Origin of the sequence: Pontibacter oryzae, from assembly GCF_003576375.1 — a bacterium.
Lineage (GTDB): Bacteria > Bacteroidota > Bacteroidia > Cytophagales > Hymenobacteraceae > Pontibacter > Pontibacter oryzae.
Genome location: NZ_QWGE01000005.1, coordinates 134,216 through 160,681, shown reverse-complemented (window position 1 = coordinate 160,681; position 26,466 = coordinate 134,216). Strand labels below are relative to the sequence as shown.

At 51.4% G+C, this 26,466-nt stretch carries 23 protein-coding genes; 9 read left to right on the top strand and 14 right to left on the bottom strand.

The window, feature by feature from the left end; genetic code table 11:
• Positions 1-92: 92 nt before the first annotated feature.
• The 9 genes from D1627_RS15525 to D1627_RS15485 form a co-directional block, all read right to left on the bottom strand.
• Positions 93-2,522 carry a TonB-dependent receptor gene (locus D1627_RS15525; RefSeq protein ID WP_119433193.1) on the bottom strand — a complete coding sequence of 810 codons (2,430 nt, stop codon included), beginning with the start codon at positions 2,520-2,522 and terminating at the stop codon, positions 93-95.
• A gap of 437 nt (positions 2,523-2,959) precedes the next feature.
• Positions 2,960-3,577: a DUF3347 domain-containing protein gene (locus D1627_RS15520; protein ID WP_119433192.1), complete on the bottom strand. Its 618-nt coding sequence runs from the start codon at positions 3,575-3,577 to the stop codon at positions 2,960-2,962.
• An 86-nt stretch (positions 3,578-3,663) separates the two neighbouring features.
• Positions 3,664-4,854 carry an efflux RND transporter periplasmic adaptor subunit gene (locus tag D1627_RS15515; RefSeq protein WP_119433191.1) on the bottom strand — a complete coding sequence of 397 codons (1,191 nt, stop codon included), beginning with the start codon at positions 4,852-4,854 and terminating at the stop codon, positions 3,664-3,666.
• A 110-nt stretch (positions 4,855-4,964) separates the two neighbouring features.
• Positions 4,965-6,266 (bottom strand): efflux RND transporter periplasmic adaptor subunit, encoded by a 1,302-nt coding sequence (locus D1627_RS15510; RefSeq protein WP_119433190.1) that lies wholly within the window; start codon positions 6,264-6,266, stop codon positions 4,965-4,967.
• A gap of 109 nt (positions 6,267-6,375) precedes the next feature.
• Entirely contained in the window at positions 6,376-7,659 is a 1,284-nt protein-coding gene (locus D1627_RS15505; protein WP_119433189.1) for a TolC family protein, read from the bottom strand.
• On the bottom strand, positions 7,646-9,544 hold the full coding sequence (locus D1627_RS15500; RefSeq protein WP_119433188.1) for an efflux RND transporter permease subunit: 1,899 nt from the start codon (positions 9,542-9,544) through the stop codon (positions 7,646-7,648). The genes D1627_RS15505 and D1627_RS15500 overlap by 14 nt, the downstream gene beginning before the upstream one ends.
• Before the next feature lie 40 nt (positions 9,545-9,584).
• Positions 9,585-9,950 (bottom strand): four helix bundle protein, encoded by a 366-nt coding sequence (locus D1627_RS15495; RefSeq protein WP_119433187.1) that lies wholly within the window; start codon positions 9,948-9,950, stop codon positions 9,585-9,587.
• Positions 9,951-9,999: 49 nt separating this feature from the next.
• Positions 10,000-11,286, bottom strand: coding sequence for an efflux RND transporter permease subunit (locus tag D1627_RS15490; protein ID WP_119433186.1), 1,287 nt, complete (start codon positions 11,284-11,286; stop codon positions 10,000-10,002).
• Positions 11,287-11,427: 141 nt separating this feature from the next.
• Positions 11,428-11,862, bottom strand: a complete 435-nt coding sequence (locus D1627_RS15485) for an HYC_CC_PP family protein (RefSeq protein WP_119433185.1) — start codon at positions 11,860-11,862, stop codon at positions 11,428-11,430.
• A 195-nt stretch (positions 11,863-12,057) separates the two neighbouring features.
• Here D1627_RS15485 and D1627_RS15480 point away from each other — a divergent pair, with 195 nt between their 5' ends.
• The 3 genes from D1627_RS15480 to D1627_RS15470 all read left to right on the top strand — a co-directional run bounded on the left by D1627_RS15480 (position 12,058) and on the right by D1627_RS15470 (position 14,085).
• A complete protein-coding gene (locus tag D1627_RS15480) occupies positions 12,058-12,876 on the top strand; it encodes an MBL fold metallo-hydrolase (RefSeq protein ID WP_119433184.1) in 819 nt (272 codons plus the stop codon).
• 235 nt (positions 12,877-13,111) lie between these two features.
• Complete coding sequence (locus tag D1627_RS15475) at positions 13,112-13,477, top strand: hypothetical protein (protein ID WP_119433183.1); 366 nt, start codon at positions 13,112-13,114, stop codon at positions 13,475-13,477.
• 116 nt (positions 13,478-13,593) lie between these two features.
• Positions 13,594-14,085 carry a hypothetical protein gene (locus D1627_RS15470; protein WP_119433182.1) on the top strand — a complete coding sequence of 164 codons (492 nt, stop codon included), beginning with the start codon at positions 13,594-13,596 and terminating at the stop codon, positions 14,083-14,085.
• 207 nt (positions 14,086-14,292) lie between these two features.
• Here D1627_RS15470 and D1627_RS15465 read toward each other — a convergent pair whose 3' ends face one another.
• Positions 14,293-15,843 carry an N-acyl-D-amino-acid deacylase family protein gene (locus D1627_RS15465; RefSeq protein WP_119433181.1) on the bottom strand — a complete coding sequence of 517 codons (1,551 nt, stop codon included), beginning with the start codon at positions 15,841-15,843 and terminating at the stop codon, positions 14,293-14,295.
• Between the two features lie 194 nt (positions 15,844-16,037).
• On the opposite strand from D1627_RS15465, the gene D1627_RS15460 reads away from it, so the two are divergent.
• Positions 16,038-16,298: a hypothetical protein gene (locus D1627_RS15460; RefSeq protein WP_119433180.1), complete on the top strand. Its 261-nt coding sequence runs from the start codon at positions 16,038-16,040 to the stop codon at positions 16,296-16,298.
• A gap of 5 nt (positions 16,299-16,303) precedes the next feature.
• Here D1627_RS15460 and D1627_RS15455 read toward each other — a convergent pair whose 3' ends face one another.
• Positions 16,304-16,642: a hypothetical protein gene (locus D1627_RS15455; RefSeq protein WP_119433179.1), complete on the bottom strand. Its 339-nt coding sequence runs from the start codon at positions 16,640-16,642 to the stop codon at positions 16,304-16,306.
• Positions 16,643-16,862: 220 nt separating this feature from the next.
• Between D1627_RS15455 and D1627_RS15450 the strand changes: the two genes are divergently transcribed.
• The 4 genes from D1627_RS15450 to D1627_RS15435 all read left to right on the top strand — a co-directional run bounded on the left by D1627_RS15450 (position 16,863) and on the right by D1627_RS15435 (position 20,551).
• A complete protein-coding gene (locus tag D1627_RS15450) occupies positions 16,863-17,483 on the top strand; it encodes a carboxypeptidase-like regulatory domain-containing protein (RefSeq protein ID WP_119433178.1) in 621 nt (206 codons plus the stop codon).
• A gap of 48 nt (positions 17,484-17,531) precedes the next feature.
• Positions 17,532-18,551: a Kelch repeat-containing protein gene (locus tag D1627_RS15445; RefSeq protein ID WP_119433177.1), complete on the top strand. Its 1,020-nt coding sequence runs from the start codon at positions 17,532-17,534 to the stop codon at positions 18,549-18,551.
• A gap of 162 nt (positions 18,552-18,713) precedes the next feature.
• On the top strand, positions 18,714-19,793 hold the full coding sequence (locus D1627_RS15440) for a sensor histidine kinase (protein ID WP_119433176.1): 1,080 nt from the start codon (positions 18,714-18,716) through the stop codon (positions 19,791-19,793).
• Positions 19,790-20,551, top strand: coding sequence for a LytR/AlgR family response regulator transcription factor (locus tag D1627_RS15435; RefSeq protein ID WP_119433175.1), 762 nt, complete (start codon positions 19,790-19,792; stop codon positions 20,549-20,551). Before D1627_RS15440 ends, D1627_RS15435 begins: the two co-directional genes overlap by 4 nt.
• 99 nt (positions 20,552-20,650) lie before the next feature.
• Here the strand turns inward: D1627_RS15435 and D1627_RS15430 are convergent, their stop codons facing one another.
• Positions 20,651-21,883 (bottom strand): nucleoside recognition domain-containing protein, encoded by a 1,233-nt coding sequence (locus D1627_RS15430; protein WP_119433174.1) that lies wholly within the window; start codon positions 21,881-21,883, stop codon positions 20,651-20,653.
• 113 nt (positions 21,884-21,996) lie between these two features.
• On the bottom strand, positions 21,997-23,583 hold the full coding sequence (locus D1627_RS15425) for a M14 family metallopeptidase (protein WP_233555656.1): 1,587 nt from the start codon (positions 23,581-23,583) through the stop codon (positions 21,997-21,999).
• 373 nt (positions 23,584-23,956) lie between these two features.
• Here D1627_RS15425 and D1627_RS15415 point away from each other — a divergent pair, with 373 nt between their 5' ends.
• Positions 23,957-25,246: a serine hydrolase gene (locus tag D1627_RS15415; RefSeq protein ID WP_119433172.1), complete on the top strand. Its 1,290-nt coding sequence runs from the start codon at positions 23,957-23,959 to the stop codon at positions 25,244-25,246.
• A gap of 1 nt (position 25,247) precedes the next feature.
• On the opposite strand, the gene D1627_RS15410 is transcribed toward D1627_RS15415, so the two are convergent.
• The gene (locus D1627_RS15410) at positions 25,248-26,399 is read right to left on the bottom strand and encodes a putative sensor domain DACNV-containing protein (protein WP_119433171.1); all 1,152 of its coding nucleotides are present in this window, start codon (positions 26,397-26,399) and stop codon (positions 25,248-25,250) included.
• Positions 26,400-26,466 lie beyond the last annotated feature (67 nt).

Here is a 26,466-nt window from a genome sequence, read left to right as displayed (position 1 = left end):
TTTGTGCACTCCCAAGGACAGGTTTAATAAAAAGAGCAGCGGCAAGCGCCACTGCTCTTTAAATCAACAATCACAAGCTTTTATTCTGATGCTTAATTGCCGCCGGTACGGTTCAGTTCGTCTAAGTTGGTGTTGCGTTTGCGGGCCTCGAACGTGGCGCCTTTGCTAAACCGATAACGCAGGTTGAGTCGTACGCCGCGGTTGCCATAGTACTGCTCAATGGCCTGTCGGTTGCCGTTCAGTTCGGTATCCACTTTCTGTACCTTACTCTTAAAGATGTCGCTCACATTCAGGGCTACACTCAGCTTATCATCCAGAAAACTGCGCTTGAGGCCGGCATCTGCCCACCACTGCTCGCCAATGTTATAAAGGCCGTACACCATGGCTCCCTGATAATTGGCGCTAGCCTCCATGCGCCACCCTTTTGGCAACAGGAGCGTATGGTTTGTGTTAGCCACTACCGAGAATAAGTCTTTCACGACTACCTGTCCGTTGTTGATGTTTGTGTACTCCTGGTACATACCCGTAACGTTGTTGCTGATCTGCCATTTGTCTGTAATAGTAACTGGGGCTACCAGCGTGGCCGTGGCACTTTTCAGATCCTTGATATTCTGCTGCTGAAAAATCGTAACGTTTGTTTCCGGGTTCTGGTAAGGCACCTCACCTATAAAATCCTTGGTGAGCGCATAGCCTAGCACCAGGTTGTATGTCTGCTTAAAGGTATGTGTCATCTCCAGGGAGTTGATGTACTGGGGCTTTAACAGCGGGTTGCCCATGGCATAAGTAAACGGATCCAGGAAGAAGATAAACGGGTTCAGATTCTCATAGTATGGCCTGCTGATGCGGCGGCTGTACTTGTATCCGATCTGGTAATCGTCGCTGACTTTCTGCTGCAAAAACAGGGTAGGGAAGAGGTTCAGGTAATCGCGGTTCTTGGTTTCGTTCTTGGTAACCGAGTTGCCGCTGGATACGGTTTGCTCGGCGCGCAGCCCGGCCTGCAGGCTCCACCTGTCGCTCAGCGTGGCCGAAAGGCTGGTGTACGCGGCATAGATGTTTTCCTCGTAAATAAAGTGGTTGCTGCGCTTGCTGTCCGGTGTTTCGCGCTCATCCTTGCGCACAAAGAAACGCAGCTCGTTATCCGATTTCACGTAGCTTGCCTTGGCGCCTAACTCCAGGTTTACCTTGCTGCCCAGCTTTTTGGCAAAATCCACCTTGGCCGAGTAGATATGGTAATTGGTTGGGTTCTCGTTGCGCAGCAGTTGCACCGAGTCTGGGGTGATGGCAGGCAGTGTAAAAAAGTAGTTGCTGAAAGAGGATTCGTCCTTGCTGCTGATGTTCACGTAGTCCAGGTCAGCCGAAAGGGTGGTACCCAGCGTATCCAGCTTGCCCAGGTAGTGCAGGTTAAAAGTGCCGTTGGCATAGGTGCCCTCACTTTGGTTATCCGCATCAATAAACTGCGTGTTGGCAGTTGTTAAGTATGATTTTGTATTGAAAGAAACGTCGCTCCGGCTCAGGTTTACGCTGGCCACGCCGCCAATACTGTGCTTGTCGGTCAGGTCGTAGTCGGTGCCAAGGCGCAGGGATGGCTGCAAGCGCTCGTTGTGCTCATAACCGGCTTGGTCGAAGGTGCTGGTTGATTTGTCTTCGTTTAAGAAGATACGGTCCATTTCCATGTCGCGGTAGCGCGTGCGGCGGTTCAGGTTTATACTTCCGAAGGAGTTCCAGTTGCCTTTTTTGTGGCTTATCTCGGCTCCCGAAGTATAGGTACTGAGCTTGTTGTATTGATAGCCTGCGTACACACTGCCGTTCATGCCAGTATCCTGCCCCTTTTTAAGGTTGATGTTGATGATGCCCGAGGCGCCCTCGGCATCGTAGCGCGCCGATGGGTTGGTTATGATCTCCAGGTCTTTCAGGTTTTCAGCGGACATGTTTTGCAGCAGGTTTTGCAGTTCCTTGCCCGAGAGGTATGATCGGCGCCCGTTCAGCATCACCTGCACGCCGCCTTTGCCGTTTAACTGTATGTTTCCATCCTGATCTACCCACACGCCCGGCGATTTTGTAAGGATGTCGTAGGCGGTGTTGCCCTCGGCCATGGCTGTGTTTTCCACGCTTACCACCATCTTGTCGGGCTGCGTTACCACGGTTGGGCGAAGTGTCTGCACCTGCACCTCGCGCAGGGTTTTTACATCGGCTTTAAGTATGATCTTGCCGAAATCTTTGCTGAAACCAGCTTTGCTCACATCAAACTCCGGCGTATGTGATTCGAGGTATCCTAAGCCATGTATCCTGAGTTTATACTTCCCCGGCGCCGGTGCCTGAATGTTGAATTTGCCCTCCATATCGGCAATAGCACCAGTTATTATTCTGTTGGTGGCCGCCTCGAGCACGGCTACGTTGGCAAAGCCTACGGCAGTGCCGTTTTCTTCTGTAATGCTTCCGGTTAGTGCCCCAGAGGTCTGCGCAAAAAGCAGGTGGCTACAACAGCTTAGTAGCAGCGCGAAGAGTAGGTACATTTTTTTCATAGTAGAGTTTTGTTTGGCGTTGTTGATGTTTTATGTATTTGTTCAACATTATAACAAGGTACTATGTATAGCAAGTTACCGTTTGCGAGGTTCCCTCCTTTTTCGACTAACACGGGTGAAAACTCTTCGAACCGGCGCTGCTGCAGGACATTGGGCAGCACAAAAAAGACGGGTGCTTTGCTGTACGACCTGATAGATGAGCATTCGCCGGGAAGGGTTGCCTGCGGCTTAGAAAATAAATAAAAAGTATTAATAGAATAAGCTCTAGGAAGTTTAAGCCAGCTTAGGATTGGGTATGCGGGAGGTTTATACTTAAAGCGTTACGTGATGATCACACGATTTATAACCGGTTATACTTTCGGGTGAAGATCAATAAGTATAAAACAAAAGAGGCAGAACAACTGCTGCTGTTCTGCCTCTTTATTAGGTGTGAATCCTTACTTTTTGTATACTTCTTCCGTGCTGCCGCAGCTCATCATCTGCTCACCAAAGTATGGGTTACGAATCGCTTTGTCGGAGCTTAGCCAGTAGCCGCCATCGCCATTCAGGGCCATCGGGCAGTGCTGGTAGTACAGCTCGCCGTCTGCTGCGCCAAAAGCCTTGGCCAGCGAGAATACGGCTTCCGAAAGCAATTCAAGGTTGCCGCGCTGCTCATCTAGGTCTGTGGCATTGGCAATTTTGTCGGCGCTGGTGATTACTTCAGCGGTGTGCTCTTCGGCAAATGCTTTCTCGTCGGTAGTCAGGGTGCCCAGCGGCATGGCCTGGGCCACACGCAATACCTCTTTAGCGGCTGCCTGGGTGGCTTCTGTATTTGAGTTTACCAGGGCATCCTTCATTTTCATGTATTCGCCCACAAGTTCCTCCACCTGCGTTTGGAAAGGCTCAGCTACCGACTCAAACGTTGGCGTTTCTACCACTACCGATATCGGCAGGGTTTCGTGTTCCATTTCTTCTGTGTGTGCCTCAGCCGATTCATTTTGCGCTGAATCGTTCCCTGAGCATCCGCTAAAGGCAAAAGCCGCAACTGCTGCCGCTGCAAATAGTGTCTTTTTCATGTGTTTGGTTATTTAATTATACTTGATTTAAAATGCTTTTTTAATAAGGTCTACCACTTAATGCCAGCCGAACATTGCGAGGCGGTTTAATGCTGATGCCCCGCCATAGGGTCAGCGCCTTTTTTGAGGACGAACTCGCTGTAGAGCAGGTAAGCCCCGGAGGTTACCACTTTCTCGTTTTCCTTGATGCCGCTAAGTATGGCTATGCGGTCGGCGCTTTCATCGCCCAGGTTTACCATTCGGGCTTTGAAGGTGCTCTTGCCCGTCTGCACCCAAACGTGGCTGCCCCGGCCATCCCGGATTACGGCATCGGTGGGCAGTACCAACTGAGAACCGTTTTTCCCCGGAAGCATTACACTGGCCTGCATGCCCGGTAGGTATTGGTTATCGGTATTAGGTAATTCAGCACGCAGAATGGCTACCTGGCTTCCCTGCCGGTATTCCGGGCTAATGAATGTAACTTTGGCTGAAACTGATTCTGCAAAGCCCTCAACTGAAATGCTTACCTGATCGCCGGCTTGCACGTTGGCAATCTCTTGTGGGTAAAGTTCTGCCTCAACCCAGATTTTGTTCAGCTTACCAAGCCGGAAAAGTACAGTGCCTTCGCTCACGTATTGGCCTTCGGCAACAGCCAGGTCAGTTACCACACCAGCGGCAGGGGCCACAAAGGTAACACGCGCATCAAGGTTCTTGTTACCCGATAGGGCTTTTACCTGGGCTTGCGTGAGGCCGAAGAGCAGCAGTTTTTGTTTGGCGGCATTCAGGAAAGATGCGAAGCGCGGATTCTCTTTTCCGAGTTCCTGGTGCTGTTTCAGGGCAAGCAAATATTCACGTTGCAGGGTCAGGAGCTCTTCGGAGTAAAGCTCGTAGAGCGGCTGTCCCTGGCGCACTCCCTGTCCTGATTCTTTGATAAAAAGCTTTTCGATGCGGCCAGTGGCGCGGCTGCTGATCACGTCCGTTTGTGTTTCGTCGAGCACCAGCTTGCCTGTCAGGATGGTGCTGCTGTTTACATCACCGGTTTTTACGCGCTCGGTTTTGATGTTGCCCAGGGCAATCTGGCTCTCGCTCAGCATCAGTTCGCCCTCTTCAGTGCCGCTTTGCGAAACAGGTACCAGATCCATACCACAAATAGGGCAGGTGCCGGGCTGGTTTTGCACGATCTGCGGGTGCATGGGGCAGGTGTAGGTTGTGCCCTCGGCATGCTCATGCCCTTGTTCGGAGCAGGCCGTGATTGCCACAAGAAGCAGCAGGAATAGTATGTTCAGGTATCGTTTCATGTGTGTTAATTTTGAATTTCGAGCAACTGAATGATTGAATAAAAAATGTGACAGTAGTCATTAAGTTATTCAAAAGTCAATTATTCACAGTTTGGTCATTAATAAATCAGTTACTCAAAATTGACTTTCACAAAACTCTCGCTATCAACCATAAACTGGGCGTTGCCAGAGATGGTGTCTGTTTGGGTAAGGCCGCTGATGACTTGTATTTGGTTGCCTATTACCTGGTTTGTTGTAACTGCAACTGGCTTAAAGGACCCATTCACTTTCTTAAAGGCAACAGCTTTTGTGCCAAGGTCCAGGACAGCCTCACGAGGTACCCATAGCGTTGGTTTTGTGGCGTAAGTAGCTTTTGCAGAGACTAGTTGCCCTACGCGTGCCAGCTTTTGCTGGCCCGGTAGGTATACCCTGATTTTGGCAAAGCTTTCGCCGGCTTCGTAAAATGGCTGCAGAAAATCAACTTTTGCCTCTAGCAGTTCGCCGGGTAGCTGTGGGAAGGTAATTTGCACCGGTGCACCTTTAGCAACAGCGGTTACTTTACCGGCCGGAACGTTAAACTCTGCCCAAAGCTGATCGGGATTTATTACCCGCAGCAGTGGTTGGCCCGTGTTTACATACATGCCTTCGCGGAGTGGGAGATCGCTGGCTGTGCTATTTAAACCTGGGCTTGGGGCGCTTTGCGTCATACTTCCTTCCATGCCTGAGTTTTTAGAAGCTGACACAGGCATGGTAGCTGGCTTAGCTGCAGGAGCTGTCGTATTTAACCCAACCACATAGCCATCGTAAGGACTGTGAATAGCGAAAGTATAGCTGGCCTCTCCGGTTCGTAATAGGCGGTTCAGTTGGGCATCAGTGGCTCCGAGCAAGCGCAGTTTTTGCTTGGCTGCTTCTATCAGCGCCTTGTCTTCCGAAGCGGATTTTGCTAAGTATAGCAGTTCCTTTTGCGCAGTTACCAGCTCTGGGCTGTATATCTCCAGCAGCTTTTGCCCCTTATAAATCGATTGATAATTGTACTTCACAAAAAGCTTCTCGATGCGGCCGCTCACCCGGGCAGGAATAGAGTACACACGGCGGTCGTCATAAGTAATGAGTCCTTCCATCTCCATAGTATCCGTCTGGGAGTTAAAGGCTGGGGTAACAGTGCGAATATTGGCGATAACAGCTTGGTTTGTTGGCTGAAGCAGAAACTCCAAATCATCGGTTATCTCCAGTGCCTCGCCATGTGCCGCATTTTGTGGTACCAGATCCATACCACAGATGGGGCAGGAGCCGGGCTGGTTCTGCACGATCTGCGGGTGCATGGGGCAGGTGTAGGTTGTGCCCTCAGCGTGCTCGTGCGTTTGCCCTTGTTCGGAGCAGGCCGTGATTGCCACAAGAAGCAGCAGGAATAGTATGTTCAGGTATCGTTTCATGTGTGTTAATTTTGAATTTTGAGTAACTGAATGATTGAATAAAAAAGCACTACGGCGGTAGCTATTCAGTCATTTCATATCCAATTATTCAAAAGTCAGTTATTCAAAATTACCTCTCCACCTCCCGCTCGTAAGCTGCAGCTAGCTGGTAGAGGGCTTGCAGGTTGTTCAGGTATTCCATTTGGGCCATGTTTAGGGCTTCCCAGGCATCAATCACGTCAGGCAGGTCAGTGCTGTTTTGCTCGTACGCCAGCATGGTTACATCATAGTTTTTCTTGAGCGCCGGCAGGATTTTGGTACGGTAATTCTCTACCTGCTCACGCTTGGCGTTCAGCTCCAGTGCCATGTTGCGTATCATGCCTTGCGCCTCATTGAGGATGCTTTCGCGTTCGCGCTGCATGGCTTCCACCTCCAGGTTCATGGCTTTGGTGTTGGCTTTATACATTTTGCCTGACCACGGAGCGATCGGGATGGATACCATGCCCATGGCCGTAAACATGCCAGGCATCATGCTGCTGCGGGGCGTCATGTGGTTAAAGCTAACCCTGAAATCAGGCTTCCGCTCCAACCTTTCCTGCTCCACGCTCAGCCGCATGCTTTCGATGGTGCGGTCCAACTGACGGAGATCACTGCGGTTTTGGTTCAGGTAGGCCGTGTCGGTGGATAGAGCCACGGGGGCAGGTATACTTAGTAAAGTATCTACTGCGAGTGGCTGTGCTTTTGGCAGACTCATAAGAATGTTGAGCTGTACGCTTTGTTGCTGAATCTCGCTTTGGGTCATCAGCTGCATGTTTTCTACCTCATGCAGGCGTGCCTCTGCCTTATAAATGCTACCCAGTTTGCCCTGGCTGTATGGGTAGCGGATGCGCGCCAGTTTTAGCATGTACTCCATAATGCGGGCATTATCTTGCAGCACGTTAAGCTTTTTAGTAAGCACCACCTGGTTATAATAAGCTGTCTTGGCTTTTGCACGGAGCTCGTTGTAGAGCACTTCGGCTTTGGCCTGCTCTATGGCCGCACGCGAGTCGAAAACGGCTTGCTTGGCCCGCTGTTTGGCTGGGTTAGGTATAGCTTGCTCCGCAGAAAGCATGTAGGAGCCCTGGCGATCGGAAGGGTCCTCGGCATTACCAGAATACGGAACCATGAACAATCCGCCACCTACCATGGGGGCCATCCAGCTGGTGGCACCCTCTGCGTAGGCATCCTGGGCCTTCGCCCGCAAATCGTACTGCTGCAGCATGGGGTTGTTGCTCCGGATGTTCTGCAATACGCTATCCAAAGGTAGAGCCTGTCGCTGCGCATGGGCAGATAGCGTAGTTAGCAGTACTAAAAGTATGGCAACAACCGCAATGCAATCTGGCCCGGAGGAAGTATGCTTTTTAGTGCTTAACATCGTAAATATCGAGTTTTCCGTGTTTCTTCAGTTCATATTCCTTTGCCATCTCAAACACTACCGGCGTTACCAATAGAATATGGATGGAGGAGGTGAATACCCCGCCAATCATCGGCAACACAATCGGCAACATCACATCGGTACCCACACCCGTTGCCCAGAGCACCGGCACCAAACCAAACAGCGCCACCGACACAGTCATGATTTTTGGCCGCAGGCGCTTGGCAGCACCCATGAACACGTAATCGCGGATGTCCTGCTTGGTGATGGTTTCGGAGGAGTTTCCTTTTGTTTCCACCAGCTGTTTCATGGCCTCGTTCAGGTATACCACCATCACCATGGCCGTTTCTATGGCCAGGCCAAACAGCGCGATAAAGCCCACCGCCACCGCCACCGACAGGTTTACGCCATAGAAGTATACTATAAACACACCACCCACCAACGCAAACGGAATAGTGACCAGGTTTAGCAGTGCCTCTTTCAAGGACTTAAAAGAAAAGTATAAAATCAGGAAGATGATGACAAGCACCAGCGGCACGATGATGGTGAGCGTTTGCGTAGCGCGCACCTGGTTCTCCCATTGGCCGCTCCACTCCAGGTAATAGCCCTCCGGGATGCCCGTTATACTTGTATTGATCTTTTCCATGGCTTCTTCCACGGTGCTGCCCAGATCGCGCTCGCGCACGTTAAACAGCACGGCTCCCCGCAGCTGCGCATCCTCGGAGTTGATCATGGGCGGCCCATCCGTGAAATGTATACTTGCCACTGCCGACAGCGGAATACTACCCGTGGCTGCTGTTTGCAGCGGAATGCGCTTGATGCGCTCCACGCTGTTGCGGTAATCCTGCGCCAGCCTTACATTTATGGCGAAGCGCTCGCGGCCCTCAATGGTGTTGCCTATACTTGCCCCGCCCAGCGCCGACTCCACCACCATGTTCACATCATCCACAGTGAGTCCATAGCGGCCCAGCGCCTCGCGGTCAATGTCGATCTCGAGGTATTTGCCGCCCGTAATCGGCTCCACGTACAGGTCTTTAATGCCAGGTATAGCCTCCAGTTGCTGCTTCACGCGCTCCGACACGGCATAAATAGAGTCGAGGTTCTGGCCGTATACTTTCACGCCCACATCGGTGCGGATGCCGGTGGCCAGCATGTTGATGCGGTTAATGATGGGCTGCGTCCAGCCGTTCACCACGCCGGGGATCTGCAGCTTGGCATCCAGCTCCTGAATGATATCCTGCTTGGTGATGCCCTCGCGCCACTCCGAGCGGGGCTTTAGCATGATGATGGTCTCGATCATACTGATAGGGGAGTTGTCGGTGGCGGTGCTGGCGCGGCCGGCCTTGCCTAAAACCTGATCAACCTCTGGCACCGATTTGATGATCTTGTCCTGCACCTGCAAAATGCGCTTAGCCTCGGCATTGGATACATCGGGCAACGTAACGGGCATAAAAAGTATGGAGCCCTCATCCAGCGGCGGCATAAACTCAGTGCCCAGGCTCATAAGCATTGGGATGGCTATGAGCAGAGCCAGCACATTAAGACCAATGGTGGTTTTGCGCCACTTTAAACACCACTTTAATACCGGGCCATAGATTCGCTCCATGCCACGGTTTATGGGGTTGGCGTTATCGTCGCGAAACTTGCCTTTCAGAAAAAAGGAGATTAGCACCGGCGTAAGCGTAATGGCCACCACGGCATCCACGATAAGTATGAACGTCTTGGTCCAGGCGAGCGGACTAAATAGCTTGCCTTCCTGGCCCGTGAGCAGGAAAACCGGCAGGAACGAAGTGATCACGATCACCGTGCTCCAGAACACACTGGGCCCGACCTGCTTAGAGGCCTTCTCGATGATCGACAGTCGTTGTTGCTTGGTTAGTTTCATATTTTCAATTTTGAATAACTGATTTTTGAATGACTGAATACTATTTGCTTGTATTCTTGCGTGCTTTTGCCATTACAGAAAGTATTTCAGTTGATTCTTGCATCAGATGGGAGGTGGATGCCTTTGTTGTAGTGCCAGATTCTTCGAGCAGCTCAAGCCAAAACAATGTCTCATCTGCCTCCTCAATCACGATGCTGATTTTTGCATGAAACTCGGCCGCAGAGCGTGCGCGGCATGCTGCTCTGTAGTTTGCTGCTACCGAAGTGACGGACCTCAGAAGCTGGCGTTTCATAATCGTAGCTTCCTCGGTTTTGGGCAGCGATTTTGAGAACTCGATCACATCAATTGCCAAACGCTTGGTGCGTTTCTGAAACTGTTCTACAAACTCTTTCCTTGCTAAGTCCATACTTTCCAATCATTCAGTTATTCAAAATTCAGTTATTCAAAATTTCACCTCATTCCTCTTCCATCCACTTCTTGCCGCTGGCGGCCTGGGCCAGGTGGCGGTAGGAGTTCTCTACCATCACGATGGCGTCGTCCACGATCACACCCACGGAAAGGGCGATGCCGGTAAGCGACATGATGTTGGAGGAGATGCCGAAGGCGTTGAGAAGTATGAACCCGATGGCCACCGAAAGGGGCAGCTGAATGATGATGACGAGGGCGCTGCGCCAGTGAAACAGGAACAGGAAAACGACTACAGAGGCCACGATCATCTCCTCAATTAGCGTTTTCTTTACGGAGCTTATACTTTCATTTATCAGTCCGCTACGGTCGTAGACGATATTGAACTTCATGCCTTGGGGCAGGCCTTTAGCCACTTCTTCCATTTTCGCCTTCACCCCGGAGATCACTTCCTCGGCATTCTCGCCGTAGCGCATCACCACAATACCGCCCACGGCCTCGCCCTCGCCGTTCAAATCGAAGATGCCCAGCCTGCTCTCGCCGCTCATCTGCACGGTGGCCACATCCCGGATGCGCACGGGTATGGTATTACTGGTGGTGACAGCAATATTCTCGATCTCCTCTGCAGACTCCAGGTAACCCGTAGTTTTGATGATATAGCCGATGTCGGAGCGCTCGAACTTGCGGCCGCCGGCCTCGTTGTTGTTGGCGCGCACGGCCTGTATCACCTGCGGCAGCGCGATGTTGTAGTAAGTGAGTTTGTTGGGATCTACGGTGACCTGGTACTGCTTCTGGAAACCGCCGAAAGAGGCCACCTCACTTACGCCAGCCACATTCTGGAGCGCAAACTTCACGTACCAGTCCTGCACGGCGCGCTGCTCGCCAAGGTCCATGCCCGGGGCATCCAGGGTATACCACAGCACATGCCCCACGCCAGTGCCATCGGGCCCCAGGGTTGGGGTTACGCCCTGTGGCAGGGCACTGCCCACCGAGTTGAGGCGCTCCAGCACCCGCGAGCGGGCCCAGTAAATATCGGTGTCATCCTCAAAAATCAGGTAGATGAAACTCATGCCGAACATGGAGCTGCCGCGCACATACTTCACCTCGGGCAGGCCCTGCAGGTTGGTAACCAGGGGGTAAGTCACCTGGTCCTCGATGATCTGCGGGCTACGGCCCATCCACTCGGTGAACACGATCACCTGGTTTTCCGACAAGTCAGGGATGGCGTCTATTTTATTGGTTCGCACCGAGTACAGGCCCCAGCCAAAAAGTATGGCGGATACCAGCAGTATGAACGCGCGGTTACGCAGCGAAAATGAGATTAACTTCTCAATCATGAAATGGGAAATCTAAACCTTATCAGAAAGTATAAAGCGCCAGCAAAATGGCAAATAGCTTGGGTGCCTAGCATAGCTTCATGCTTCTGCACAGCGCACAGCAGGTCAGAGCACTAAAGCGGGCACCGGGTTCCGGAAGGTTTAAAGCAGGAAAGACTGCACCAGCAAAGGTATGTTGCGGGGCAGCGGGGGAGAAGTATAAAGTGCGAAGCGGGGAGCCTCGGCTTTTTGCGAAGTATAGAACTGCAGCACGACTGCCTTTACGACGGCAAACAGTTTAAACTGCTGGTATTTTGTCAGCTGCGTGATTTTATGGCTATCGGCATCGCCCAAATCTTTTACCTGAAGCTGATGGTCCTCGCAGCAGTTGTTAGTATCGGTTGCTTTTTGCTTGGCAGCGTGGCAAGGCGGCAAAGCCTGCTGTTTCTGCTCCATCGGGCAGTCGGCCTCAGCACCAAAAAACGTGATATCTCGCAACTCATCGCCACAAATATGCACACCCACGGCCATACCCGTCGAGGAGACGAGCACCAACAGCGCAAGGGTTAGCAAAATTATCTGGCGGTATAGTTTCATGGTTGTTTGCAGTAACGCTACAAAGGTATAAGCCTTTGCACCGAATGTGTTACAAAATTAACGCAAATTCTTACAGAATTGCTCCATGTATGCAAAAAAGATGCATAACAGCGCCTTACTTTCTGCGCAGATTGGTGGAAGTTATATTGGCTAAGCAGTTGAATATGAAGCCCGGAATCGGTTACTTTGCATTTTATGCAGCTCTTCATCACTTCGCTTAACTCCGGCAGTAACGGCAATTGTTATTATGTGGGCAACCAACGGGAGGCTATCCTGGTGGATGCCGGTATTTCATGCCGCGAAACCGAGCGCCGCATGAAACGCCTTGGCCTGAGTATGGAGAAAGTGAAAGCGATCTTTATCTCGCATGAGCACTCCGACCACATCAAAGGCATCGCGGTGCTGGCCCGCAAGTATAATTTGCCCGTTTTTATTACGCTGGCCACGCTGCAAAACTCCCGCCTCGATCTTTCAGGTATAGAAGTCATCCCGTTCCTGGCTGATGCGCCTGTGCAGGTGGGCGAACTGTCTGTTACGGCTTTCTCTAAACTGCACGATGCCATCGACCCGCATAGCTTTGTAGTTGCTTACCAGGATGTGAAAGTGGGTGTTTTTACTGATATCGGCTCACCGTGCCATAACCTCATCCATCATTTTCAGCAGTGCCACGCCGCCTTTCTGGAAGCCAATTACGATGAGAAAATGCTGCAGCGGGGGCGCTACCCATACTATCTTAAAAACCGCATCAAGGGTGGGAAAGGCCATTTATCTAACCGGCAGGCGCTGGCACTGTTCACGGCCTATAAGCCAGATTTTATGAGCCACCTGCTGCTAGCACACCTCTCCAAAGACAATAACTGCCCCCAACTGGTGCAGCAGCTATTTGAAAAGCACGCCGATGGCACTACCATTACCGTTGCCTCACGCTTCGAGGAAACTCCAGTGTTTGAGATAACCGCCAAGGCTGTGGTGCCAAAGCCAGTGTACAAGCAATTCAGTCTGGATTTTAGCTAAACAGCAAGTACAACGCTGCAGGCGATTTATCCCTTACCGTAAAGCTTTGCCAAAGCCCTTTCCGTAATTCCTGTTTTTTCTTTCTCTTGATCGATGGTTATATGCTGAGTAATCAGGATGCATAGGATGTTTGGTGGGGGCTAGCTATACCTAAGATTCTATTGCGCTAAACCAGCTATAAATTAATTATGAGTACCTATAGATTTTAAGTTCAGAATAAGCTTTATGTTTGGGGATGCATTTACTTCTGCACCTGCTTTGGCTTTTACTGTTCTCCTGGTTTCCAACCAGCGTAGCCGGTTGCGCACCATTAAAAGCTAATGTAGCTGCCTTTGCCAATGCTGATGATGAAAATCAAATTGCGGCAGGAGAAACGCATCGCTTCCGCTACATACAGCGTGCCGCGGAGCTGGTGGTATTGCCCGAGCAGCGGCAAGAATCTCAAAGGGCAGAGCAGCACCTGTGGGGTTTAGCGGCTGGCAGACTTGCGCTTTTAAGCAATGCTGGCGCAGGTACAAAGGCAGCAGGCACAGCAACAGCTGTAATAAGCCTGGGCCTGAGCAGTTCCGATATTATCTTTCCTTTTCACTACTTCTGGTAATCTTTTCTTTTTCTGGAAGCACCTCCAAGTGGTGGTGCCAATAAGCCAGTAGTTTGTGCATCTCACAGACTGCTTGGTTTTGCATACACTTATTTATACTTCAAAAGAAAAGAAAAATGGATTTAGAATCATTAAGTATAGGCGTAGCGGTGATTGCATCGCTATTAGTCCCGATTATAGTTTTTAACCTGAAACAAAGACAAAAGGCAGCAACCATGCTGCGCGACTTAAACGCTGTAGCGCAGCGCCATGGCATGCAGGTAAGCAGACATGCTTTCTGGAACGGTTTAGCCATAGGCTTGGATGCTATCTCTAATAAAGTGCTGTACGTGGGGCAACAAGGGGAGCCGCTTCTAATTGACTTGAATATGGTAACGGACTGTAAACTGCGATACGATTATAAAGAGCAGCACGGAAGCCGGATAGTTGAGTTGGTGGCTCTGCAGTTCAACTTTCGGGAAAAGCATTTGCCTGAGCAAGAGCTACTTTTTTACAGCAAAGAAAGCAGCCTCGCTTTTAACCAAGAATTGGTGCTGGCCAAAGAGTGGCAGAACCTGTTGGCAGAACAGCTAAAGCATAAGCAAGCTGTCGCTAGTGTAGTAGGCTAGTCAGATTTAGCATAGGCTGTATAAACTAACTTGCCCCGCACAGTTTTGTGCGGGGCATGTTAGTTTATATCCACAGAGATTTTCCCTGCCTTAGATTGGCATAATTAGCTTCACTGCATCAAACAAGTATATGGCTTTAGCTGCTGCCTTATTATGCCCGTTCATTCTTTACTATAAGAAGCATGAAGCCTGCGGGCAATTTATACTTTAACGGGATGTCTTGCGAAGCATCTTGCCATAACGCGCTTCCATGAAGTCAGTGTTTTCTTTGGCGATATGCCCGTTCACCAGCACGTAATCAAAGCCAGTGGCCAGTTGGTAAGGGTTTTCGAAGGTGGCGGTTTCTTTCACGTTGGCCGGGTTGAAGAGCAACAAGTCTGCTTTATGGCCTACCTGTATCGTTCCTCTTTTCTCGATGCCAAGCGTTTTGGCTGACAAACCAGTCATTTTCCAGATGGCTTCTTCCAGCGGCAGTAGTTTTTTGGCTACCACATAGTGCTGTATAACCTTGGCAAACGTGCCGAAACCGCGCGGGTGGTTCATAGTTGGGCTTCCGTCGGTACAGATCATCACATGCGGGTCAGTGAGCAGGGTTTCCTGCAGCTCCTGGTTCATCACAAAGTATGCGCCGCTGGCTCCGTATGGTCCAATGTCATCCATCAGTACATCCTCGAAAGGCTTGTTGCGCTCCGTTGCTACCTGTGCCAGTGTTTTGCCTTTGTATGGGCCTGAGCCAATTAATGTGGCCTCGGGGCCATTGCGCAGGTTTACGCGGTGGCGCAGGTAAGTGGCCAGGTCTTTTCGTTTGGTAGCAAGCACTTTTTTGTAGTCGTTTGGCTTCAGGGCCCAGTCCGGGAAAAGTATGCCGATGCCGGTATAGCTGGCTGTGTACGGGTAAATATCGGCGGTAACCTGCGTGCCGCTGGCTCTGGCGCTATCCAGGAGCTGCAGTATTTCACGGGCACGGGCAGCGCCTTTTCCAAACACCACTTTCATGTGCGATACATGCACGGGGCAGTAGCGGCCCTGCGCCAGTAGCTCTTTGATCGAGGCCTCTACAAAGGCATCATCCTCGTTGCGCATATGGCTCATAACCAGTCCGTTTTTCTGGCCAACCACTTTTGCCAGCCTGTTCAGCTCTTCGCCGGAGGCATAATAGCCCGGCATATATTCCAAGCCCGTGGATAAACCGTAACAACCGGCATCCATGGCCTGCGCGAGCAATTGTTCCATGCCTTCAAGCTTTTGCCCTGTAGGAATGGAGTCGTAGCCTATGCCCGAAAGCATGCGCAGCGTGCCATGCCCGGCAAACAGGGCCACGTTTACAGCGGGTTTAACGGCATCCACGCTGTCCATCCAGGTGCTTAGGTCTTTTTCGTTAGGGCTGAATCCGTCCTGGCCCAGCGTGATGGTGGTAATGCCCATGGCCAGGAAATTCTTGAAATCTGGCGTTTGCATGGGGTTGCCGTGGGCGTGCGTGTCTATGAAACCGGGCGTCAGCACCAAGCCTGTAGCATCTATGGTTTTAGTAGCCTTGTATGTGGCAGCCGTGTCCTTTTCGATCAGGGCGATGGTGTCTGCATTCACGAAAACATTAGCGGTATAGGCTTCGGCGCCGGTGCCATCCACCACGGTGGCGTGCCGGATAAGCAGGTCGTACGTAGTGTCTGAATTTTGGCCTTGCTGACACGAGGCACTGGTCACCAGAAAAAGTATAAACAGGGAAATGGGACGAAGTATGGTTCCGAGTAGTTTCATATTTCAATATAAGTATAAATCGGAAAATACCAGTAGCTTACATACGCACAAATCAGCCCAAGAAAGTATGGGTAGATTAACTGAGATCGGTATTTATTTAAAAGGAGAGGGGTGCAGGGGCCTGCGGATACATTGCCAGCCTGAAACTATTTAATATACTTGCCGCTTATACTTGAAGCACCCAGAAACCAGCCATGCTAGAACATTCCTTATTTGAGCGCCTCCCGGATTGGAGCAATGTGCAAGCCCTTACACGCCAAGGTATAGCCGTGGCGCAACGCCAGCACGCAGGTTGGGGCATTACGCTTTACCAGTTTAATAATAAGTTTGTGGAGCTTTGGGAGAAAAACGGCGTGCAGGTGATCGGGGCTTTTGACCAGGGCGCTAAACCATTGGAAATTTTTGGTCCCTATACCGATACTATTAATCTGCCCTATAGTATAGGTTCTATGTAATTAGCCTACCCGGCTATACTTCGGATGCGCATAAAACCGCGCTCGTAGATTCTTTTTCCGCTGTACTCGTCCAGCTCGTACCACACATCCAGCACATGGCCAGGCGTGGTGTAGGTAGTGGCAAACTCCTCCGTTTCGTTGATAGTCTTGTAATCGGTTATCATTTCGTAGCCTGCTTGCTGGGCCGCGTAAAACGCATCATCGTCATCGTCCAGCTCATCGAGGTAGCGGTTGTATGCCTGGTGGTACCTGTCTGTAACCAGTTCGTAATAGCGCTGCAACTCCGGCGTTTCGAAACTCATGTAGCCTTCTTCATCTTTCTCCCAAGTGCCTTGTATCTCCATAACGGCAAAGGTAGCCGAATGCCTTCACATCCGGTTGCCTGAGCGGCAATAATATTCAGGGCCAATCTGGTCCGGTTAAAGTTCTGATTTGTCCGCTTCGGCTTTTGCCTTCTTGTTAGGCTGGCAGTTCGCCTGCACATTTGTATCAACACGGCGGCGAAGGCAACAAAGTATGGCCTAACGCAGTGCATCAGCCTGATTTTTAACCCAACCAATATCCATGAAACTTATAGGTGCTTTTATGATCATCGTGATATGCACCTGTTTTTTCTCTGAGGCAAAGGCGCAGCAACACTACGTGGCAGGGCAAGTGCTGGAGCATGGAGCGGCTAAGGGTGTGGCGGGGGCAAGCATCATAAATATAAAGACGCAGGTGGGAACAATTGCAGATCAGGCCGGCCAGTTCCTCATCAGGGCAAGCCTCGGCGATACCCTTGTCGTGCGTTCGATCGGGTTCCGGCCAACAAAGTATAGCGTGCGTGAGCAAGCGCTGGACAAGCAGAAAGTACTGCTATACTTAGAAGAGGACAGCGTGCACCTGAAAGAGGTTGAAATCATTGCCCTGCCCACCCTGGAGCAGCTTAAGCGGAATTACGGCAACAAGCAACCGGCACCCGAAAACAGCAGGAACCCGGCGTACATACCGCCGCTCGAATCTCCGCCACAGACAGGGCAAATTAGTGCTGGCTCGCCCATAAGTGCCATGTACAACCTTTTCTCGAGAGAGGGCAAGCAACTTCTGAAACTAGAAGAGCTGCGCCAAAAACAAGCTGAGGAAGCGGCGCAGAAAGTACGCGATAAGTATAACAGTTTTTTTATTGACAACACCGGCTACGAATAGCTCAACCTTTAACTATCATATTTTTTAGAGAGACTAATACCTGAAATCATGAAAATTACGCAACACACACCCAAAATAGCCTGGCGCTTTATACTTAGCCTTGCGCTGGTTTGCAGCTTAGGTACGCTTACTTCCTGCGACAGCAGCGATGAGGAAGACGACCTGCTCGGCGACTGGATCAAAGACTCTGATTTTGCCGGCGTTTCGCGCACCTCTGCGGTAGCTTTCACCATTGATGGAATGGCTTACGTGGGCACCGGCTACGACGGAAGCAGCAGGCTCCGTGACTTCTGGCAGTTTGACGCAAACAAGGGCTCTTGGATAAAAAAGGCCTCATTCCCGGGGCAGGCCAGAAACGCAGCGGTGAGCTTCACGGCAAACGGAAAAGGTTATGTGGGCACTGGCTACGATGGCACGAGCTACCTGAAAGACTTTTGGGAGTATGACCCATCACAAGACACCTGGACGCAGATCGCGGATTTTCCGGGGTCGGCGCGCTACGGAGCCGTAGCTTTATCCCTGGATGAAAAAGGATATGTTGGCGCAGGCTACGATGGCAATTACCAGAAGGATTTTTGGCAGTACAACCCCGCTACCGGCCAATGGACAGAGAAAGTTGGCCTGGGCGGTGCTAAAAGACTAAATGCCTTTGCGTTTACATTCAACGGCAAAGGCTATATTGGCGGCGGCATTAACAACGGCCTTTACCAAACCGATTTCCTGGAGTATGACCCAGCCAACGACTCTTGGGTGAAGCTGAAGGGCCTGAACGAAGACGACCGGGAAAACGAAGACTACCCAGCTGCCAGAACAGGAGCAGTTACCCTCGTGTTTAACAACAAAGTATACTTGGTGTCCGGCTCAAACGGATCAGTGCTATCCGATGTTTGGGAATATGACCCAGCCAGCGATGCCTGGACCGCCAAATCATATTTTGAGGGCAGCTCCAGGGAAGGTGCCGTGGGCTTTGCCAGCGGCAACTACGGCTACATTACTACCGGCCAAAGTGGCGGCTACCGCTTCGACGACCTGTGGCGCTTCGACCCAAGCGCTTATTCCGATAACTAAGCCATAAGTATAAACGGGGAGCCGCGATAAAGCTGGCTCCCCGTTTAGGTTTTAAAGTATGATTTCAGGATAACTGGCCGGTTTGTTTTTCTTAAAGAAGCGACGGAAAAGCCAAAGTCTTGTAATTTAGCGGCCACAGGCAAACTAGCAGACAGCATACTTATGTTACAGAAACAGAATAATTACATCCGGGAGTTGCTGGTTGTGGCGCTGATCACCTCCGTGTTTTTCGGGGTTTTTAGTGTGCTGCCCATGTTGCTTTCCACTAGTCAGTCTTTCCTGTCGCCGCCCATGCCGCCCGGGGGCAGACCACGGATGATGCGCCCGCCGTCGGAGGGGCTCAGCCTAAATATTTTGGTTACCACTTTGCTGATGCTGACGCTATGGCTCATGAATATTTTGCTGTACGCCAGAATTAGCGTCATGAAAGCCAGGGAGCAAGCCAAAAACATCCTGCGCTATATTGTAAGTTACGCGCTTATGTTTGCACTTATTTCGCTGTATTTTCTGGTTCTGGGCAGGTTCTCGCTTAATCCGCAATATGGCAGGGCGCTGTTCTTCCCGTTTATAGCGGGGGTTACCAACAACACTATTGTTATTATTATACTTGAGCTGGTGGTTCTGCAGCGGAAAAAAACGCAGGTTGAGCTGGAAAACGCGCAACTCAAAATGAACAGTATGCAGGCGCAGCACCAGCACCTGAAGCACCAGTTGCAGCCACATTTCCTCTTTAACGCACTCAACACGCTTAAAACGCTTATCCGTCGCAAACCTCAGGAAGCCGAGGATTATTTGGTGCGCCTGGCAGAGTTTCTACGCGCTTCCTTAACCTCTGATGGCAAGGATACCGTGCCGCTGGGCGAGGAACTGAAGCTGTGCACCGATTACCTTGAGATGCAGAAAGTGCGTTTTAAAGATGCTTTCACCTATGATATTAACATCCCCGAAAGTATACAGCAAACGGCCTTTGTGCCCGTTTTTGCTTTGCAATTACTGGCCGAGAACGCCATAAAGCACAATGGGTTTACCGTGGAGGAGCCGCTGGGCATCCACATCCGGCAGCACCCGGAAGGGTTTATTGAAGTATGCAACAACAAGAAGGCCAAGCGCATAAACGAGCAATCTTCGGGGATCGGGCTTAAGAACTTGCGCGAGCGCTACAGTGCCCTTTCTGAGGCGGCGGTGCGTGTTACTGAAACCGAGAAACACTTTTGCGTGCAATTACCCATTCTGACCAAATGAGAATCGTAATTATAGAGGATGAGCCGCTCACGGCAGAGGACCTGGCAGAAACGTTGCAGCAGGCAGATGCCGGCGTAGAAATCGAGGCTATTTTATCATCGGTGAAAAACGCCATTTCATACTTTCAGAAACACGATTTCCCGGACCTGATCTTCTCGGACATACAATTGGGCGATGGCCTGAGCTTTGAGGTTTTTAAAGCCGTGCCCACGTCCACGCCAGTGGTTTTCTGCACCGCCTACGATGTGTATGCCCTGGAGGCCTTCAAAGCCAACGGCATAGATTACGTACTGAAACCCTTTACCGTCACCTCGATTTCTAACACGCTGCAGAAGTATAAAAAGCTCCGCGACAGTTTCTCGCAAACCAACACGTCCTTCAAAAACATACTTGACCTGTTCGAGAACAAGCTCACGCAGAAGCGCAGCTCCATACTTGTGTACCAGCGCGATAAAATCATTCCGCTTGCCGTGTCGGATATTGCCCTGGCCAGCATCGAAAACCAACTGACGCGGGTGCACAGTTTTGGCGGCGGCAGCTATGTGGTAAACCATACCTTGGATGAACTGGAGAACATACTTTCCGCAGGATTTTTCCGGGCAAACCGGCAGCACCTCATCAGCCACAAAGCGGTAAAGGAAGTATCGCAGTACTTTGGCCGAAAGCTACACATTGCGCTCACTATTCCGTTCCCGGATGAGGTGCTCGTAAGCAAGGTTAAAAGCCCGCTGTTTTTAGAGTGGCTCGCAAGCCATTAATGTTTTTGCCAGGACAGAATCAAAAAGAAAACCCGCCTTGCAGTAACTGCAGGGCGGGTTTTCTTTTTCGAAAGTATGAAATCATAGTTAAATCATACTTTAATGGAAAAACAGGTAGGCGATACAGATGGCCGCAATGATACCGGCAAAGTCGGCTAGAAGGCCACAGGTTAGCGCATGGCGTGTGCGACGAATGCCCACCGAGCCAAAGTAAACCGCCAGCACATAAAACGTAGTTTCTGTGGAGCCCTGGATGGCCGAGGCCAGTCGGCCAACGAAAGAATCCACGCCGTAGTTTGTCATGGCTTCCACCATTAGGCCGCGCGCGCCGCTACCGCTTAGCGGTTTCATGAAAGCAACGGGCAGGGCAGGTACAAAGTCCGTGTTCATGCCTGTTAGGCCAACCAGGTACCCAATGCCATCCACCAGCATATCCAGCGCACCGGAGGTTCTAAACACACCAATCGCCACAAGTATGGCAACCAAGTACGGAATGATGGTAATGGCTACAGAAAAGCCCTCTTTGGCACCTTCGATAAAGGCGTCGTATACGTTCACTTTCCGGACCAGGGCTAGGGCGATGAACGAGATGATGATGGAGAAAAGTATGACATTGCTGACCACCGTTGAGATTACGCTCACCTGTTCCTGCGGAATCTGAGAGAAGTAATAAATAAGCCCGCCAATTAAAAGCAGCAGCGTGCCCAGGTAAGCAAGTATAACTTTATCGAACAGGTTGATGCGCTGGTAAAGCGCCACGGCAATTAAGCCCACCACCGTTGAGAAAAAGGTAGCCAGCAAGATCGGAATAAAGATATCCGAAGGATCGGCGGCGCCCAGTTGCGCCCTAAAAACCATAATGCTGATCGGAATGATGGTGAGGCCGGAGGTGTTGAGCACCAGGAACATGATCTGGGCATTGGAAGCCGTGTCCTCGCTGGGGTTGAGGGCCTGCATTTCCTTCATTGCCTTTAGTCCCAGCGGCGTGGCGGCGTTATCCAGACCAAGCATGTTAGCCGAGAAGTTCATCAGAATAGAACCAAACACCGGGTGATTTTGAGGGATTTCGGGGAACAGCCTATGGAAGAACGGCCCGACCAGCCGGGCAAGTATGCCCACAATGCCGCCGCGCTCCCCGATCTTCATCAGTCCCAGCCAGAGCGTCATCACGCCGGTAAGCCCCAACGAGATCTCGAAGCCGAGTTTGGCATTGTCGAAGGTGCTGGCAACCAGCTTCTGAAAAATGTCTACGTCCTGGAAAAAGATGAGCTGAAACAGCGCTATGACAAAGGCAATCAGGAAAAAGGCTGCCCACAGGTAGTTTAAAACCATTATAAAAAGGTTAGCTAGGTTTGGAATTAGCCTGTAAGATACAAAGCTGCCACAAAAAAACCATTGGCCCCGCCGCCGGAACCAAGGGTTTCTGAAGGTTAAGTATAAAAAGCCTAGTGCACCAAGCCGTGGAGCAGGGCAGGCCGCTGTTGGGTGCAGCTGTGCACAAAGCCGTTCACGATGGTGAAGTATACTTTGCCGGTTTCATCCTGCAGGCTGAAGTTGGCGGAGCCCCCAAATTTTAGGTTATGGTCCGGGTCTGTGCTGAGTCCGGTAATGTTAAGCGGCAGCTCGCAGGGGTTGTGTAGCGTATCGGGTAGTTGCGTCAGGCGCACCGTGGTATAGCCTTCAGCCAGCAGCGTTTCTATACTTGCCTCGCTTAGCTGCGCCATGCTTTGGAAAGGCTCCGGGTATACTTTGCCGGGCACCAGCAGCAAGCCTTTTGCATCCAGTTCCTCGTAGCCGTGGTAAATGCTCATGTCGCCGATCTCCTCGATGGTGCTGCTATGGTAAAAGCCAATCGGGGTGGCGCAGTTTACTTCGTTCCGATAAATGCCGAGATCCAGCCGGGAAGTATGGCCGTTTGTGGGGTAGGCCACATCCCGGATAACCAGGTCGAAGAGATTTTTGGTGTTTTCAGGGATGTGGTGGTAAGCCTCCAGCGGCTGGCTGGCATAGCTTCCGTCGGCGATATGGTGCAGTGCCGAAACAAGCGCCGCAAAGTTCAACTGCCGGATAAACTGTTTCTCGGCATCGTTGGCATATCCCCCCGATTCGATCAGGATTACGCTGGTGCCCCATTTCTGGATGTTATCGCCGAAGGCCCTGGGCTCAAACTCATCAGAATATTTTGCCACTTGCCCGGGTATAAGTTGCTGCAGCTGGTGGTTTAAACCTGCAATGGTGCGCATGGCGCGTTCGCGCACGGGGTTTATACTTCTGCTAGCATCAAAAGGAGGCGCCAGGAAAGAAATAGTGGCCGGCATGGGCGTATCGCCAACGGTGTAGTAGCGGCTCTGGTCGTGCAGGTTAAAACCGAAGTCGGGTTGCAGCGTGTCGCGCAGGTGTTTTAGCAGCCTGGCCTCAGGGCTTTGCAGGCGCAGGGCATCGCGGTTCAGGTCTATTTCCAGGGCGTTGCGGCGCTTAAACTGCTCGGCCCCATCAGGGTTTAGCATGGGCACCATGTATAGCGTGGTCTGCTCCAGAATTCGCCGGCGCACCGGGTCCAGCGCATCACCGGATTGCTGCAGGAACCGGAATAGGTCGAAGAGCGCCATGGTAGCCGTCGCCTCGTCGCCGTGCATCTGCGACCAGAGCATGACGCTGGTTTTGCCGCTGCCTGCTTTAACCTGGTAAATGGCGCGTTGCTCCACGGAGTGCCCGGCTTTTTTCACCTCAAAAATATCGCTTTGCGATAGTTGTTCCAGCAAGGGCTCCAGATCGGCGTGTCTGAAACGGCGGTGCGTTAAGGCCGGCTCTTTGTAAGTTGCGTATTGCTCAAAGGCTTGATGGGCTATACTTGGTTGTTGCATGTGCTGCGCGGATTGTTTTTGGTTTGGCAAGGTAGTAAGGATTTTTGGATGACATGGTGGACGGTATGGGTTAAGATAGCTTAGCTTTGGCTGATCCATTGCTTTATACTTGGCATTTTGCATGGCTGGCTTTGGTGCGCTCAAGGCCGCGAGGCCTCGTTTTCCCATTCGGTGCGGTGGATTGAAGCTGCTCCTCGCTACGCTGCGGGCTGCCCTCCGGGCACCGCAACACTCCAAGGCACCTCACGGAAAAACTGGGATCATTTCAATAGCTATTGCTGATGCAACTCTAACCGAACCGTAGGGACAGGTCGCGACCTGTCCTGGCAGTGTATTCAGCTACAGCGCTTATTTATACTTTGTCTGGATTTGGCCATCCGTTGCTATTTATTAAGTACCTGTTCTCTTTTTGAATTGGTGATTTGTTGCTGTTATACTATGGCGGGCAGGTTTAGCACTCATCAAAACTCTCAGAATGATGGAAAAATGCTGTTCATCCCAAAAATGATTTTGTAACTTGATGGGGTGGAATCCCTGAACTATGAAAAGAGGAAATGCCAGCTGGCGCTTTTGCTTGTCGATACTTTTAAGCTTTGTATTAGCGCTTGCCTACAGCTTTATACCTTTATCTGCCATGGCGCAACAACCTACCAATAGCAAGCTTCTCCGTAAGATCATGCGTAAGCACCCCGAGCAGTTTAAGCACATCCTGGCTGCGCCCGAGAAGTACCGCGTGCAGGTTTTGTATACCCAGATTGATCGGGATGCGCAGAATCGGCCCGCCTTCGCCTCGCATACTTTCCACGTAAACCCGGAGGAATACTTTTACCCGGCCAGCACCGTAAAACTGCCTGCCGCCGCGCTTGCCCTGGAAAAACTGAATGCTTTGGGTCTGGATAAGTATACTTCCGTGAAGATAGACAGTGCCTGGTCCGGGCAAAGCGCCGTGAGCACAGATCATACTTCAGAAAGCGGCCTGCCCTCGCTGGCGCATTACATCAAAAAAGTGCTGCTCGTCAGCGATAACGATGCCTACAACCGCCTTTACGAGTTTCTGGGCCAGCAACAGCTTAACGAAGGGCTCCAGGGCAAGGGCTTCCGCGAGGCAAGGCTCACGCACCGGCTTTCCATTTTCCTGAGCCCGGAGGAGAATAGCCGCACCAACCCCTTTACGTTTTATCAGGGCAACAACATACTTTACCGGCAGCCGGAGGCGGTTTATACTTCACTGCCACCCAATGCATTGCAAAATACCCTCCTCGGCAAAGGCTATTACCAGAGCGACCAGTTGGTAGAGCAGCCCATGGATTTCTCGGCTAAGAACTACATCTCGGTGGAGGTGCTGCAAGGCGTGCTGAAAAGTATACTTTTTCCGGAGGCTGTGGAGACCAAACAGCGTTTTAACCTGAGCCCGCAGGATTATACTTTCCTGTACAAATACATGTCGATGCTGCCGCGCGAGAGCCGCTACCCGAAGTATGACCCGAAAGAATACCCGGACAGTTATGCCAAGTTTCTGATGTTCGGCAACGAGACAGCGGCCATTCCGGAGCACATCCGCATCTTTAACAAGATAGGGGATGCCTACGGGTTTATGATCGACAACGCATACATTGTTGACTTTAAGAACAAGGTTGAGTTTATGCTGACCGCCGTTATTTATGTAAATGAGGACGAGGTGCTGAACGACGGAAAGTATGAGTATGAAACGATCGGCTTCCCGTTCATGAAAAACCTGGGGCAGGCCGTGTATCAGTATGAGCTTGGGCGCAAACGCAAACATCAACCTGATTTAAGCCGCTTTAAGATAGATTATAGCAGCACATTTTAGGCTAGAGCAACAGCGCATCGATGCGGTGCGCCTGCACCATCTGCTCGCACGGCGACCAGGAGAAGATTGTGAAGCGGCCGTCCTGCGAGGCAACCAGGGCCACGGCATCGCGCTGGTCGTGCACAAACTGGGCTGCCGAAAGGTGCCTGGTGCCGCCATTTTGCGACGGATGGATGACCGACGCTTCGCCGCCAAGTATGGGTTCGGTTACAAATATCTCCTCTACAGGGTTGCTACCTTTGGGTCGCCCAATCTTTGCCCCAAAAGCCAGCAGTTCATAGCTGTCGCTGATGATGGTGGCTCCGTCTATGGCTGTTAAGCCGGCTATACTTTCAACCTCTTGCCTCAGGGCCGCTTGCCACGCTGTTAAGTTATTTTCCCGCTCGTCTTCTTGTTTTAGGAGGTTTGCCATAGCATTAAACGCAGGGCTCACCGTGTAGCTGATGGGGTGCACGATTGATTCTTTCCACTGCGAGGTTTGGGAGGGCACAACCAGCAAGGTGCCGCCGTGCCGGTGCGCACGCATGGACACAGCCAACTGGATAAGCACGTTTACGGAGCTATGCCAGGTGGCTGGCGAGGTGAAACCCAGCAGAGAAGTCAGCATGCTGGGGCAGTCAGGCAGAGTGCTGTGCTCCTCATCCACCAGCTTAACCTGGTCGCCCTTTAGGATGGCCACGTTGGCATACTTGCCGTAGCCATCATTGCGGCGGTGCTTCACAACCAGCAGCCCCGGCTCCGATACATCAACCACCAAGCAAAGGCTGGGGATGTTGCGCGTGGTGCCCCATACATAAAAGTCATCCTCCTCAAACCAAACACCCAAATGAATGCCCTGCCGTTCCACGCCCGGCGCCAGTTTGGTAAGCACTGTAGATAGCAGGGGCAGGCGCTGTGCAAACAAAAGCGGCTGCTCGGCCTGGCCCGGTGGCAGAAAAGCCAACGAGATTTTAGGGGAGCGGCCTTCCTCGTGGCGCAGGCTGGCCCAGAAAGCCGTATCCAGAATAGCCTCGATGGCTTGGGTATGCGGCTCTGTTGCCAGTTCCGTATCGCCGCGCTCCTGCGCCGCAGTAAGCAATTTGCTGAAATGCTCTTTTAGCTGGCCTGCCACCGTACGGGCTGCCTGGTACGTTATTTCACGAGTGAGGTACATGCTTTTCTGTGATAAGCGCTTAAATCGCCGGGCTAAAATATGATGTAATCTGCGCACAGGCATCGTG